Genomic DNA, 12,429 nt, shown 5'->3' with positions numbered 1-12,429 from the left:
CTACCTGGCCGCGTGACACAACGTCGGAGCGCCCGCCGTCTCTTGCTTGCTGTAGACCATCTCTCTCTGCCTCTCGTCGGTGGCCCATGCGGACCGCATCACGGTCCGCGCGGTGCGGCATCACCTGCCCAGCCATCGCGTCCGTGAATCACGTCGTCATGATGACCCGCGGTGTGTGCTGCCGCGACCGTATTTCCGGCGGCCTCTTACCGCCTCCCCCGTTTTCCGTGTCGTACCTGGTCAGGACGCTCGGCTCAGTGTGCGCCGAACAGTTCCAGGAGTTCCGCCTTGCCGAACATCCGGGCCGTGTCGACGGCCGACGGCGTGCCCGCGGAAGGATCGGCTCCGCCCTCCAGGAGGGCCTTGATCACGTCCGTCTCGCCCTTGAAGACGGCACCCGCGAGCGGGGTCTGACCCCGGTCGTTGATCTGGTCCGCCGCCGCGCCGCGGGCGAGCAGCGCGCGCACCGCGTCGGCATGGCCGTGGTAGGCGGCGAGCATGACCAGGGAATCGCCGCGGTCGTTGGTGAGGTTGGCCGGAACACCGGCGTCGACATACGCCACGAGCGCCTCGGTCTGCCCCTGCCGGGCCAGATCGAAGATCTTGGTCGCCAGCTCCACGACCTCGGGGTCGGGGGCTTCACTCATCGGCCGGACCGCCTCTCCTTGCGCGTTCGGGGACTGCTTCGGGGACTGAGCGAGCGTACGGCAGCGCGCGGAACGCGGCCGTACGAGTGAATCGTCAGCGTACTGGCTCCCGCGGCACATGACCCGATGTGCCCGAGGTAAAGATCACCGACGGCCCACTTCTGCGGCAATTGACCTGGTCAGCAGGGCCAGGACGAACTCCGCCGAGTGGGGGATATCTACCCCTTTTCACCCAGTTGCACCTTTAATCGTATGGATACATCCTGTGATCCTGGAAGAACTCATGGTGACTGTCCCCCACCTTCGACACCAGGAGGCCCGAAATGATCCTCTCCCTGTCAGGCGTGTTCCTGCTCGGCATCGTCGTCTTTCTCTTCTTCCGCAAGGACGGGCTGAAGGGCTCGCACGCCACGGTCTCGGCCCTGTTCGGCTTCTACCTGTCGAGCACGGCCATCGCTCCGAGCATCAAAGCCGGCGGCGAGAGCCTGGCCAGCCTCCTCGGCGGCCTCAAGTTCTGATCCCGCCAGCCCACCCGCACGCACGATCAGGAGACAGCAGTGGCCCGGCGCCCTCTCCCCCGCATCCTGAGCAAGGACAGCGCCCAGATCGCCCGGACGCAGATCGCCCGGAGCCGGGAGCTGGCCCGGACGGCGGCCGACAGCGCCACCGACGTCCTCCACCCGCTGATCACCGTCACGCGCGGGCTGCGCCGGCTGGCCTCGGCCGGGCGGCGCAAGTGGGCGGACACGCCCAAGGACAGACGGGGGCCACTGCTGTTCCTGGTGGCCTCCCTGTTCCTGGTCGTGGCCCTGGTGCCGTACGGACCGCTGCTCGCCGTCATCACCGTGATGGCGGCCGCGGCCTGGCAGGGCCGCGACCGCACCGCGTCGGAGCCCGAAGGGCCCGACGAGTCCCAGACCGAACGGCTGCAGTCGCTGTACGAGGCCCTGGTTCCGCACTTCTGCGGCCCCGATGACCCGGCGCCGCTGTACACGCACGGCGGGGACTGGGAGAAGGTCTTCTCGGCTCCCGAGTTCGACGACGCCGGGCGCGTCGGCCACCTCGTGATCCGCTACCCCGCCTACTTCCCGGACGGCGAGTCCCCGGCCCGCGCGCGGATCGAGCTGCTGCTCACCACGAAGGCCGGGCGCGGCCGCGAGTACCACTTCGCGTGGGACGAAGCGGGCAACCAGCTCACCGTCACCGCCCTCGCCCCGCTGCCCGCCGACATCCCGGCCCAGCACTTCGTCACCGCGCCCGGCGAGACCGTCCTCGGCTTCACCGACCCGAGCGAGGTCCAGCGCACGCTCCCCCTCTCCTACGGGGAGGAACAGATCGACGTTCCGCCGGTCGTCTGGCGCACCGGCATCCGCTCCACCGAGCCGCACCTGCTGGCCATGGGCCAGCCCGGCAGCGGCACATCCAGCCTGATGCGCTCCATCGCCCTGCAGGCCCTGCAGTACGGCGATGTGCTGATCGTCGACGGCGGCGGCACCGGCGAGTACTCCTGCCTGACCGGCCGAAGCGGCGTCCTGGCCGTGGAATGCGCCCTCGCCGGGGTTCTGGCCAGCCTGGAGTGGGCGGCGCAGGAGACCGAGCGCCGGCTCATCGCGATCAACCTGGCCCGGCAGGCGGGCGACCCGCCCCCCGAGGACACCCGGCGCCCGCTGTGGCTCCTGCTGGACCGCTCGAGCGTCTTCACCCACCTCGCCGCGAGGGAAGGCCGCAAGGACCCGCAGACCCTGCTGCAGGTGCCGCTGCGGCACGGCCGCGCGGCGAACGTGACCGTGGTCGTGGCCGAGCAGTTCGACAGCATGGACACGCTGAGCGACGGGGTACGACAGCACACGCGCGCGCGTGTCGTGCTCGGGGCCGTGGCCCCGCAGCAGGTGGAGGCGGTGCTGGGAGTGCCGCCGCACACGACCACGCCGGCGCACGTGCCGCCCGGCCGGGGGTACGCCCGGCTGGGGTCCGGTCCGGTGCACCGGCTTCAGGTGCCGCGTACGCCGGATCCCTACGACGACGCCACGAGTGACGCCGACCGGCAGGCGGTGCTGGAGTTGCTTCCCGCGCGAGCCACCGCCGTGGAGGCCGAGCCGACGGATCCTTCGAAGGCGGCGCTGCGGAAGACACCGGCGACCGCAGAGCCCGTGGCGGCCGAGTCGTCCTAGACGCGCCCCCGGTCCTCACGCCCCTACACCCCTCCGGCCCCTAAGGCCCCTAGGGGCCTTAGGCCACGAACGTCCGCGGCGCCTCCGTCGTCCCCGTCGCCCCCGACTCCACCAGCCGGGCCGTGGCAGCAAGCCGCGCGGCCGCCTCCTCCGCCACCGCTCCCCCGACGGTGAACGGAAGGCGGACATAGCCCTCGAACGCGCCGTCGACACCGAAGCGGGGGCCCGACGGGACGCGGACGCCGGCACGTTCGCCCGCTTCGGCGAGGCGGGAGCCGGAGAGGCCGCCGGCACGGACCCAGAGGGTCAGGCCACCCCGCGGCACCTCGAACTCCCAGTCGGGCAGCTCCCGGCGGATCGCGGCCACCAGAGCGTCCCGGTTCTCCCGCGCCTGCACACGCCGCAGCTCGACCGCCTGCTCCCACCCTCCGGTGCTGAAGAGCCAGTTCACGGCGAGCTGTTCCAGCACCGGCGTCCCCAGGTCGGCGTACGCCCGCGCGGCGACCAGGCTGCGGATGACGTCCGGCGCCGCCCGCACCCAGCCGATGCGCATGCCCGCCCAGAACGCCTTGCTGGCCGAGCCGACCGTGATGACCGTGGAGCCGGCGGGGTCGAATCCGCACACCGGCCGGGGCATCCCGCCGTCCCGGAACTCCTCGTCGAGCCACAGCTCGCTCATCGTCTCGTCGGCGACGAGGACGGTGCCCGCCGAGCGGGCCGCGTCCACCAGCCGGCGCCGCTGGTCATCGTCGGCGAGCGCCCCGGTGGGGTTGTGAAAGTCGGCGACCACGTAGGCGATGCGCGGCGCGGCCTCGCGCAGGACCTGCCGCCAGCGGTCCATGTCCCACCCGGACAGGCCCTCGGCCATGGCGACCGGAACGAGGCGGGCGCCCGCCTCCCGCATCAGCTGGAGGATGTTGGCGTAGGACGGGGACTCCACGGCGATGCGTTCGCCACGGCCCGCGAAGAGGTGGCAGATGGCGTCGATGGCCCCCATCGCGCCGGTCGTGACCATGATCTGCTCCGGCATGGTGGGGATCCCGCGCGCGGTGTAGCGTTCGGCGATCATCGAGCGCAGGGCGGGCAGTCCGGCCGGGTAGTCGCCGTGCGTGTGGGCGTACGGCGGCAGTTCCTCCAGGGCGCCCTGTACGGCCCGGGTGAGCCACGGCTCGGGGGCCGGGAGCGAGGCACAGCCCAGGTCGATGACCGAGCCGAGGGCCTCCGGGGGCAGGGGTTCGAGGCCGCGGGCGGGGATCGGGTTGCCGGCCGGTACGGCGGTCCAGCTGCCGGCTCCGCGCCGGGACTCCAGGAAGCCCTCGCTGCGCAGCGCCTCGTAGGCCGCCGCGACGGTGGTGCGGCTCACGGAGAGCGCCATGGCCAGTTCGCGTTCGGCGGGGAGGCGGGCGGCGACCGGGACACGGCCTTCGAGGACCAGCAGCCGGACGCCGTCGGCGAGGGCGCGATACGCGGGGGGACGGCGGGTGCCGGGGCCGGCCGGGCGGTCCTGCTGGGAGTTGAGGAGCCGGGCGAGCTGCGCGGCCCCCACCGCCGAGGTCCAATGCGCCATGACGATCAGTCCACCTTCCCCGAATTGGCCATGGATGGGGTTCCACCCCAAGCCACAGAGTGTCATGAGCCAGGCCACTGCCACCACCCAGGGGGGTTATCCCGTGTCCACTCCCAGCGACCCCGCTCCCAGCGAGTCCGCTACCGCCGACTCCGGCCCCGGCGGTTGCGACCCCGACGGTTCCGGGTCCGGCGCGTCCGTTCCCGGCGGGCCGGAGCCCAGCCGTCGTGTCGGACGCCGGCTGGTCCAGCTCTACGCCGGCCTGGCCCTCTACGGCGCGAGTTCCGCGCTGCTCGTGGTGGCCGGGCTGGGGCTGGAGCCCTGGAGCGTGCTGCACCAGGGGCTCGCCGAGCTGGCCGGGCTGAGCATCGGAGTCGTGTCGATCGTCGTGGGTGCCGCGGTGCTGCTCCTGTGGATCCCGCTGCGCCAGCGCCCCGGGCTCGGCACGGTCTCCAACGTGTTCGTGGTCGGCCTCGCCATGGACGGCGCGCTGGCGCTCCTCCCGGACGCGCATTCCCTCGCCGTACGCGTCCCGCTGCTGCTCGCGGGGATCGTGCTGAACGGCGTGGCGACCGGTCTGTACATCGCCGCGCGCTTCGGGCCGGGGCCGCGCGACGGACTGATGACGGGGCTGCACCGGCGCACCGGCCGTTCGATCCGGCTGATGCGGGCGGCGGTCGAGGTGGCGGTGGTGGTCACCGGGTTCGTCCTGGGCGGCACCGTCGGGGTGGGCACCGTGCTGTACGCGGTGTCCATCGGCCCGCTTGCCCAGGCGTTCCTGCGGGTGTTCGCCGTCCCGCCGGCATCGGCAGGCAGCACGGTCGTTGCCACCTCGACACCCGCGCGAGCCATACTGCCGGGGTGACCCTCACGACACCGCCCACGCGCCACCCGTACCTGGACCATCCCGGACCGATCGCCTTCGCCCACCGGGGCGGGGCGGCCGACGGCCTGGAGAACACCGTGGCGCAGTTCCGGCGCGCGGTGGAGCTGGGCTACCGGTACATCGAGACCGACGTGCACGCCACGGCGGACGGCCTGCTGGTCGCCTTCCACGACGCCACTCTGGACCGGGTCACCGACGGGGCGGGCCGGATCGCCGACCTGCCGTGGGCCGAGGTGCAGCGCGCGCGCGTGGGCGGCCGCGAACCGGTGCCGCTGTTCGAGGAGCTGCTGGACACCTTCCCCGAGGTGCGCTGGAACGTCGACGTCAAGGCGGAGCCCGCGCTGCGGCCCCTGCTGGAGCTGATCGAGCGCAGGGACGCCTGGGACCGGGTCTGCGTGGGCTCCTTCTCCGAGGCGCGCGTGCTGCGGGCCCAGCGGCTGGCCGGGCCGCGGCTGGCCACCTCGTTCGGCACCCGCGGAGTGCTGAGCCTGCGGCTGCGCTCCTGGGGGCTGCCGGCCGCGGTGCGCCGGTCGGCCGTGGCCGCGCAGGTACCCGAGGCCCAGTCGGGCGTGCCCGTGGTCGACCACCGCTTCGTACGGGCCGCTCACGCGCGCGGGCTGCAGGTGCACGTGTGGACGATCAACGAACCGAAGCGGATGCACCGGCTCCTGGATCTCGGGGTTGATGGCATCATGACCGATCACATCGACACGTTGCGCAAGGTCATGGAGGACCGCGGCGTCTGGGTCTGACCGCCCCGCCGCCCGACCCGAACCTTCGCATTCAGCGGGGAAGCGAGGGCACGGGTGGGTACGGACACCGTGCAGACACGGGCGGCGGACGACGCCGGTCTCAGGAGCGAGCAACGCGGCTGGTACTTCTACGACTGGGCGTGCTCGGTCTATTCGACCAGCGTCCTGACCGTGTTCCTCGGCCCGTACCTCACCGCGGTCGCCGAGCGGGCGGCGGACGCCGACGGCTATGTGCACCCGCTCGGCATCCCGGTCCGCGCGGGCTCCTTCTTCGCCTACTCGGTCTCCCTGTCGGTGATCGTGGCGGTCGTCGTGATGCCGCTCGTGGGCAGCGCGGCCGACCGCACGGGCCGCAAGAAGCCGCTGCTCGCCGCGGCGGCGTACACCGGCGCGGCGGCGACCACCGGAATGTTCTTCCTGGACGGCGACCGCTATCTGCTCGGCGGGACGCTGCTGGTCGTGGCCAACGCGGCGCAGTCCGTCGGGATGATGCTCTACAACTCCTACCTGCCGCAGATCGCCCCGCCGGAACAGCGCGACGCCGTCTCCTCCCGTGGCTGGGCCTTCGGCTACGCGGCCGGCTCCCTGGTTCTCGTCGCCAACCTGGTGCTGTACTCGGCGCACGACTCCTTCGGCCTGTCCGAGACCGCCGCGGTCCGCATCTGCCTGGCCTCGGCCGGCCTGTGGTGGGGCGCCTTCACGCTCGTCCCGCTGCGCAGGCTGCGCGACCGCCGCGCGCGCGTGGAGGGCGCGACGGCGCCCGGGCTGCGGCAGCTCGCGGCGACGGTACGGGACATGCGCCGGTACCCGCTGACCCTGGCGTTCCTGCTGGCGTACCTGATCTACAACGACGGCATCCAGACCGTCATCTCCCAGGCGTCGGTGTACGGCTCCGAGGAACTGGGGCTCGGGCAGTCGACGCTCATCGTGGCCGTGCTGCTGGTGCAGGTGCTGGCGGTGGCGGGGGCGCTGGCGATGGGGCGGCTGGCGCGGACGTACGGCGCGCAGCGGACGATCCTCGGCTCGCTGGTGGCGTGGACGGTCACGCTGGCCGCGGGCTACTTCCTGCCCGTGCGGGCGCCGGTGTGGTTCTTCGTGCTGGCCGCGGGGATCGGCCTGGTCCTCGGCGGCAGCCAGGCGCTGTCCCGGTCGCTGTTCTCCCATCTGGTGCCGCCGGGCAAGGAGGCCGAGTACTTCTCCGCGTACGAGATGAGCGACCGCGGGATGAGCTGGCTCGGGCCGCTGCTGTTCGGCGTGACCTACCAGCTGACCGGAAGCTACCGCTCCGCGATCATCTCGCTGGTGGCCTTCTTCGTCCTCGGTTTCGTCCTGCTCGCACGGGTCCCGGTACGGCGGGCGATCGGCGAAGCGGGCAACGTGATTCCGGAAAAGATCTAGCGCCGATTTAGCACTCGGCGTGAAAGGGCGGTAGTGTACGCGTTTGGCCTGCCAGGCGTACCGTTACTGCGCGTCAAAGATGCCGAAACGCTGGGTGACATCTGCTAGCAGATGTGACAAACCGGGCGCCTGTGGGTAGAACAAGGGGCGGCTACGACGGCGACGCATGACCCGGAACGGGACTCGGAACGGGAATCTTTACCGCCGACCGGACGTTGACCGGATGACGACGACAGCGACACCTGTCCTGTGGGCGACAAGCCCGGGAGGCACGATTCATGAGTGAGCGAGCTCTTCGCGGTACGCGCCTCGTGGTGACCAGCTACGAGACGGACCGCGGTATCGACCTGGCCCCGCGCCAGGCCGTGGAGTACGCATGTGAGAAGGGGCACCGCTTCGAGATGCCCTTCTCGGTCGAGGCGGAGATCCCGCCGGAGTGGGAGTGCAAGGTCTGCGGGGCCCAGGCTCTCCTCGTTGACGGCGACGGCCCTGAGGAGAAGAAGGCCAAGCCCGCGCGTACCCACTGGGACATGCTGATGGAGCGGCGCACCCGTGAGGAACTCGAAGAGGTCCTCGAGGAGCGTCTGGCGGTTCTGCGCTCGGGGGCGATGAACATCGCGGTTCACCCCAGGGACAGCCGCAAGAGCGCGTAACGCGCGCGACAACAGCACCGACGATCGCGGGCGCCGTACGTGAAGACGTACGGCGCCCGCGGTTTTTCATGCCGCCGTCCGCAGGCCTGCCCGGCCCCGGCGGCTCAGCCCGCCGTTGACGGCTCAGCCCGTCGGTGACGGCTCAGCCGCGCCGGCGGCGGCTCAGCCGCGCCGGCGGCGGCTCAGCGCGTCAGCGGTGGCCACTGCTCCCCCGGCCCGGGGCGGTCCTCCCTGATCACCTCGCCCTGCACCACCTTGCCGTCGGGCCGGTGCATCCGGGCCTGCTGGAAGGCGTCGCCCAGGCTGCCCGGGGCCGCCTTGCGCAGTCTCTTCTCCAGGGCGCTCTCGGCGAAGCGGCTCACCGCCTTCTGGACCGGCGGGAGCAGCAGGAGCAGGCCCGCCACGTCGGAGACCAGGCCGGGGATCATCAGCAGGAGGCCGCCGAGCATCATCAGGCCGTTGCCACCGCCGCGGGCCGGTGAACCGCCCTGCTGCAATGCTTCGTTGAGGCTCTGGAAGGCGCGGCGGCCCGCCCGCTTGATGACCACGGAGCCGGCCACGACGCCCGAGACGAGCAGCAGGAACACCGCGAGGCCGCCCGCCGCGCCCGCCACCAGGGTCAGCAGCCAGATCTCCAGCACCAGCCATCCGGCGAGGCCGAGCGGCAGGTACCTGCGCAGCCGGGAGCGACGGGGCCGGGTGGTGTACGGGGTGGTGGGAGCGCCAGTCGTCATGCCCCCAGTGTGCCTGGACGCATCTCAGCACGGGATAAGCGCGTGATCAGCCGGAAGCCGTGAGCCGGGCTTCCCGGCCGGTCCCCCGGCCCTTCCGGCCCGCCCGCGCGGGCCCTTCCGTCCGGTCTGCCCGGCCCCTCAGCCCTGCTTGCCCTTGCCGGTGAGCTTGCCGAAGCGGTCGCCGACGCCCCAGGCGGTGACCCGCCACAGGGCCTCGACCACGATGTCGCGGCTCATCTTGGAGTCGCCCAGTTCACGCTCGACGAAGGTGATGGGGACCTCGACGACGTGGTAGCCGGCCTTCACCGCGCGACGGGCCAGGTCGACCTGGAAGCAGTAGCCCTGCGAGGCGACCTCGGCGAGGCCGAGGCCCGCCAGGGTCTCGCGGCGGAACGCCCGGAAGCCGCCGGTCACGTCCCGGATCGGCACATCGAGCATGAGCCGCGAGTAGGTGGAGCCGCCGCGCGAGAGGAACTCCCGGGACTTCGGCCAGTTCACCACCCGGCCGCCGGGCACCCAGCGGGAGCCGAGGACCAGGTCGGCGCCCTTGAGGGCGGTGAGCAGCCGGGGCAGTTCCTCGGGCTGGTGGGAGCCGTCGGCGTCCATCTCGACCAGCACGCCGTAGTCCCGCTCCAGGCCCCAGCGGAAACCCGCGAGGTAGGCGGCGCCGAGGCCTTCCTTGCCCTTGCGGTGCAGCACGTGGACCTGGTCGTCCTCGGCGGCCAGCTCGTCGGCGAGCTTCCCGGTGCCGTCGGGGCTGTTGTCGTCCGCGATGAGCACGTGCGCCTCGGGGACGGACCTGCGCACCCGGCCGACGATGGTCTTGATGTTCTCCGCCTCGTTGTAGGTCGGGATGATCACCAAGGCCGTGCCGAGCGGACCGAACTGCCTCCCCTGGGCCGTGGCCGCGAGGGTCCCGTCGCCGTCGTTCACTGCTGCCCCTTCATGTCGTACGCAGAGGTCCACCATAGTGGCCGCGGCCTGGGAAGACGTGACGGCTCATGCGCATGGTGGTGTCAATTCCTCAAGAACGGGGTAAGAGCCTGCTTTTTGGCGCCGTCCCCATCATGCCCCGGCACCGCCCGGCGCGGCGGATGGGGGCCCGGCGCCCTTCGGGCCGACCTGGGACCCGCTGGCTGCGGGTCGACCGAAGCCGTTGTCTACTGAGCACGCGGGCCCCACCCGGGTCACACCTGGCCGGCCATCTGGAACGTTCCCTCGTCGGCGCGGGCGCTGAGCCTGGCTCCCAGTGACGGTGCCCCGGTGCGGCACACCGTCCCTGACCCAGCGGCGCTGCGACGAGCCGTCTGAACGCTCCCCGGTCGGGCGTCCGGTGGTGGACTCGGACGAACCTACCGGCCCCCGGGCGCCGACTGTCAACAGCCGTCTGACCAGGGCAGACACCGGGGACACGGCGGCCCTTGCAGAGGATGCGCAGGTAGGGCGGCGGGGCCGCGGCGCTGGGCGCCCGCCGCGCCACCCCAGGAGATCACTCGCCCGGCCGTACGAACACCGTCCGTCCGCCCACCACTGTCCGCAGGCAGACCGGCAGGTCACGGCCCGGAGTCAGGTCGGGCAGGCCGGGGGTGCCGGAGCGCGGGTCGGTGGACCAGCGGGCGACCCGGTCGTCGGGGGCCTGGACGATCAGCTCGTCGGTGCGCCAGACCGCGTAGTCCGCGGGCGCGCCGGGGACCAGGATCCCGGCATCGTCCCGGCCGACGGCCCGCCAGCCGCCGCGCGTGTGCGCGGTGAACGCGGCGCGGACGGAGATCCGGTGCTCGGGCGTGTGGTGGAAGGCGGCGGCGCGGACCGTGCCCCACGGGTCGAGCGGGGTGACCGGGCTGTCGGAGCCGAACGCGAGGGGTACGCCGGCGCGCAGCAGCGCGGCGTACGGGTTGAGGGTGCGGGCCCGCTCGGCGCCCAGGCGCTGGGCGTACATGCCGTCCGCACCGCCCCACAGTGCGTCGAAGGCGGGCTGGACGGACGCGATCAGGCCCAGCTCGGCGAAGCCGGCGACGGTCTCGGGGGTGAGCATCTCGGCGTGCTCGACGCGGTGCCGGGCGGCGCGGATCCGGGCGAGGCCCACCTTCTCGGCGGCGGCGCGCACACCCTCGACCACGGCGGACACGGCGGCGTCGCCGATGGCGTGGAAGCCCGCCTGCAGACCCGCCTCGGTGCAGGCGACGACGTGGGCGGCGACGGCGTCGGCGTCCAGGTAGGCGGTGCCGGTGTGGCCGGCGTCGGCGTAGGGGTCGTGCAGGCAGGCGGTGTGCGAGCCGAGGGCGCCGTCGGCGAAGAGGTCACCCGCGGCACCCGCCGCGCCCAGCTCGCGGGCCTTCGCCACCCCGTGCTCGGCCCGCTCGGCCCAGTAGCCGACCACGCGGGGACCCGGTGTCTCGGCGGCGAGCCGCAGCAGGGCGGTGAAGTCGTCCTCGGAGGAGATCTGCGGGCCGCCGCACTCGTGCACGGTGCCGATGCCGAGGGAGGCGGCGCGGTCCAGGGCGGTGCGCTGGGCCTCGGCGCGCTGGGCCGGGGTGACGGCGGCGAGGGCGGCCTCGCGGACGACGTGGTGGGCGTCCCGGGTGAGCGGGGCGTCCGTGCGGGGGACGTCGGCGGGGATCAGGTCCAGCAGTGCCGTGGTGACGACGGCCGAGTGGACGTCGATGCGGGACAGGTAGAGCGGGCGTCCACCGGTGGCTTCGTCCAGTTCCGCGCGGGTCGGCGGGCGGCCGCCGGGCCAGCGGGCCGCGTCCCAGCCGTGGCCCAGCAGGACCCGGTCGCCGGGGCGGGCGGCGGCGAACGCGCGGATCCGCGCGAGGGCCGCCTCCAGCGAGGGAGTGCCGGACAGGTCCAGGCCGGTCAGGGCGAGGCCGGTGGCGGTGGTGTGCACATGGGCGTCGGTGAAGGCCGGGGTGACCAGGGCGCCGCCGAGATCGACCACCTCGTCCACGCCGTCGGCGAAGGCGTCGGCGGCGCCCTCCGAGCCGACCCAGGCGACCTGGCCGCGCTCCACCACCATGGCGGTGGCGAAGGGGTCGGCGGGGCTGTGCACCTCACCGCGGCGCAGGAGGACGGTCTGGGGCTCGGCGGACTGCTCACTCATGGGGCACAGTCTCTCGCGTGCACGGGGTACGCCGGGCACCGGGGCGGCCGGTTCAGATCTTCGGGGGCCGTGCCTCGTAGGGGGTCGACAGGACCACGGTGGTGCGGGTGGAGACGCCGGCCAGCGAGCGCAGCCGGGCCAGCAGTTCCTCCAGCTCGTGCGGGGTGGACACGCGGACCTTGAGGATGTAGTTCTCGTCGCCGGCCACGCTGTGGCAGGCCTCGATCTCGGGGACGCCGGCGAGGCGGTCGGCGATGTCGTCGGGGGCGCTGGGGTCGAACGGCTTCACCGAGATGAACGCGGTCATCGGCAGCCCGATGGCCTCGGGGTCGACCACCGCGGCATAGCCGCGGATGACGCCACGCTGTTCCAGCCGGCGCACCCGCTGGTGCACGGCCGACGTGGACAGGCCCGTGGCCTTGCCCAGGTCTGTGTAGCTCATCCGCCCGTCCTTGACGAGCAGCTGCACGATCTGACGGTCCAGCTCCTCCATGCCGCCACAACCTACAGTGCGCTTG

General features: G+C 72.7%; 12 protein-coding genes. 6 read left to right on the top strand and 6 right to left on the bottom strand.

Going from position 1 to position 12,429, the window contains the following annotated elements:
* Nucleotides 1-254: 254 nt before the first annotated feature.
* Entirely contained in the window at nucleotides 255-647 is a 393-nt protein-coding gene (locus ACZ4SF_RS17540; RefSeq protein WP_161287044.1) for an ankyrin repeat domain-containing protein, read from the bottom strand.
* Nucleotides 648-970: 323 nt separating this feature from the next.
* On the opposite strand from ACZ4SF_RS17540, the gene ACZ4SF_RS17535 reads away from it, so the two are divergent.
* Together ACZ4SF_RS17535 and ACZ4SF_RS17530 are read left to right on the top strand one after the other, a co-directional pair.
* Nucleotides 971-1,165, top strand: coding sequence for a hypothetical protein (locus ACZ4SF_RS17535; protein WP_468384713.1), 195 nt, complete (start codon nucleotides 971-973; stop codon nucleotides 1,163-1,165).
* Nucleotides 1,166-1,204: 39 nt separating this feature from the next.
* Entirely contained in the window at nucleotides 1,205-2,818 is a 1,614-nt protein-coding gene (locus ACZ4SF_RS17530) for a hypothetical protein (protein ID WP_468384710.1), read from the top strand.
* Nucleotides 2,819-2,876: 58 nt separating this feature from the next.
* Here the strand turns inward: ACZ4SF_RS17530 and ACZ4SF_RS17525 are convergent, their stop codons facing one another.
* Complete coding sequence (locus tag ACZ4SF_RS17525) at nucleotides 2,877-4,385, bottom strand: SCO1417 family PLP biosynthesis transcription factor (protein ID WP_468384707.1); 1,509 nt, start codon at nucleotides 4,383-4,385, stop codon at nucleotides 2,877-2,879.
* A gap of 64 nt (nucleotides 4,386-4,449) precedes the next feature.
* Here ACZ4SF_RS17525 and yczE point away from each other — a divergent pair, with 64 nt between their 5' ends.
* From yczE to ACZ4SF_RS17505, 4 genes are all read left to right on the top strand, one after another.
* A complete protein-coding gene (gene yczE / locus ACZ4SF_RS17520; protein ID WP_468384704.1) occupies nucleotides 4,450-5,250 on the top strand; it encodes a membrane protein YczE in 801 nt (266 codons plus the stop codon).
* Nucleotides 5,247-6,023, top strand: a complete 777-nt coding sequence (locus tag ACZ4SF_RS17515) for a glycerophosphodiester phosphodiesterase (protein WP_468384701.1) — start codon at nucleotides 5,247-5,249, stop codon at nucleotides 6,021-6,023. Before yczE ends, ACZ4SF_RS17515 begins: the two co-directional genes overlap by 4 nt.
* A gap of 54 nt (nucleotides 6,024-6,077) precedes the next feature.
* Nucleotides 6,078-7,421, top strand: coding sequence for an MFS transporter (locus ACZ4SF_RS17510; protein ID WP_468384698.1), 1,344 nt, complete (start codon nucleotides 6,078-6,080; stop codon nucleotides 7,419-7,421).
* Nucleotides 7,422-7,699: 278 nt separating this feature from the next.
* The gene (locus ACZ4SF_RS17505) at nucleotides 7,700-8,074 is read left to right on the top strand and encodes an RNA polymerase-binding protein RbpA (RefSeq protein ID WP_003977404.1); all 375 of its coding nucleotides are present in this window, start codon (nucleotides 7,700-7,702) and stop codon (nucleotides 8,072-8,074) included.
* 182 nt (nucleotides 8,075-8,256) lie between these two features.
* Here ACZ4SF_RS17505 and fxsA read toward each other — a convergent pair whose 3' ends face one another.
* The 4 genes from fxsA to ACZ4SF_RS17485 form a co-directional block, all read right to left on the bottom strand.
* A complete protein-coding gene (fxsA, locus tag ACZ4SF_RS17500) occupies nucleotides 8,257-8,808 on the bottom strand; it encodes an FxsA family membrane protein (protein WP_468384695.1) in 552 nt (183 codons plus the stop codon).
* Nucleotides 8,809-8,946: 138 nt separating this feature from the next.
* Nucleotides 8,947-9,741, bottom strand: a complete 795-nt coding sequence (locus tag ACZ4SF_RS17495) for a polyprenol monophosphomannose synthase (RefSeq protein WP_468384692.1) — start codon at nucleotides 9,739-9,741, stop codon at nucleotides 8,947-8,949.
* Between the two features lie 556 nt (nucleotides 9,742-10,297).
* On the bottom strand, nucleotides 10,298-11,911 hold the full coding sequence (locus ACZ4SF_RS17490) for an amidohydrolase (protein ID WP_468384689.1): 1,614 nt from the start codon (nucleotides 11,909-11,911) through the stop codon (nucleotides 10,298-10,300).
* A 52-nt stretch (nucleotides 11,912-11,963) separates the two neighbouring features.
* Nucleotides 11,964-12,404 carry an Lrp/AsnC family transcriptional regulator gene (locus ACZ4SF_RS17485; protein WP_201825251.1) on the bottom strand — a complete coding sequence of 147 codons (441 nt, stop codon included), beginning with the start codon at nucleotides 12,402-12,404 and terminating at the stop codon, nucleotides 11,964-11,966.
* Nucleotides 12,405-12,429: the final 25 nt, after the last annotated feature.

The sequence above is a fragment of the Streptomyces sp. NPDC027663 genome, from assembly GCF_055566415.1.
This window is presented reverse-complemented; position numbering and strand designations above follow the sequence as displayed.

Bases quoted from the DNA above. Each gene is read 5' to 3' on its own strand.
- ACZ4SF_RS17505 (WP_003977404.1), top strand. From the start codon at position 7,700: ATGAGTGAGCGAGCTCTTCGCGGTACGCGCCTCGTGGTGACCAGCTAC.
- yczE (WP_468384704.1), top strand. From the start codon at position 4,450: ATGAGCCAGGCCACTGCCACCACCCAGGGGGGTTATCCCGTGTCCACT.
- ACZ4SF_RS17490 (WP_468384689.1), bottom strand. From the start codon at position 11,911: ATGAGTGAGCAGTCCGCCGAGCCCCAGACCGTCCTCCTGCGCCGCGGT.
- ACZ4SF_RS17540 (WP_161287044.1), bottom strand. From the start codon at position 647: ATGAGTGAAGCCCCCGACCCCGAGGTCGTGGAGCTGGCGACCAAGATC.
- ACZ4SF_RS17525 (WP_468384707.1), bottom strand. From the start codon at position 4,385: ATGGCGCATTGGACCTCGGCGGTGGGGGCCGCGCAGCTCGCCCGGCTC.
- fxsA (WP_468384695.1), bottom strand. From the start codon at position 8,808: ATGACGACTGGCGCTCCCACCACCCCGTACACCACCCGGCCCCGTCGC.
- ACZ4SF_RS17535 (WP_468384713.1), top strand. From the start codon at position 971: ATGATCCTCTCCCTGTCAGGCGTGTTCCTGCTCGGCATCGTCGTCTTT.
- ACZ4SF_RS17485 (WP_201825251.1), bottom strand. From the start codon at position 12,404: ATGGAGGAGCTGGACCGTCAGATCGTGCAGCTGCTCGTCAAGGACGGG.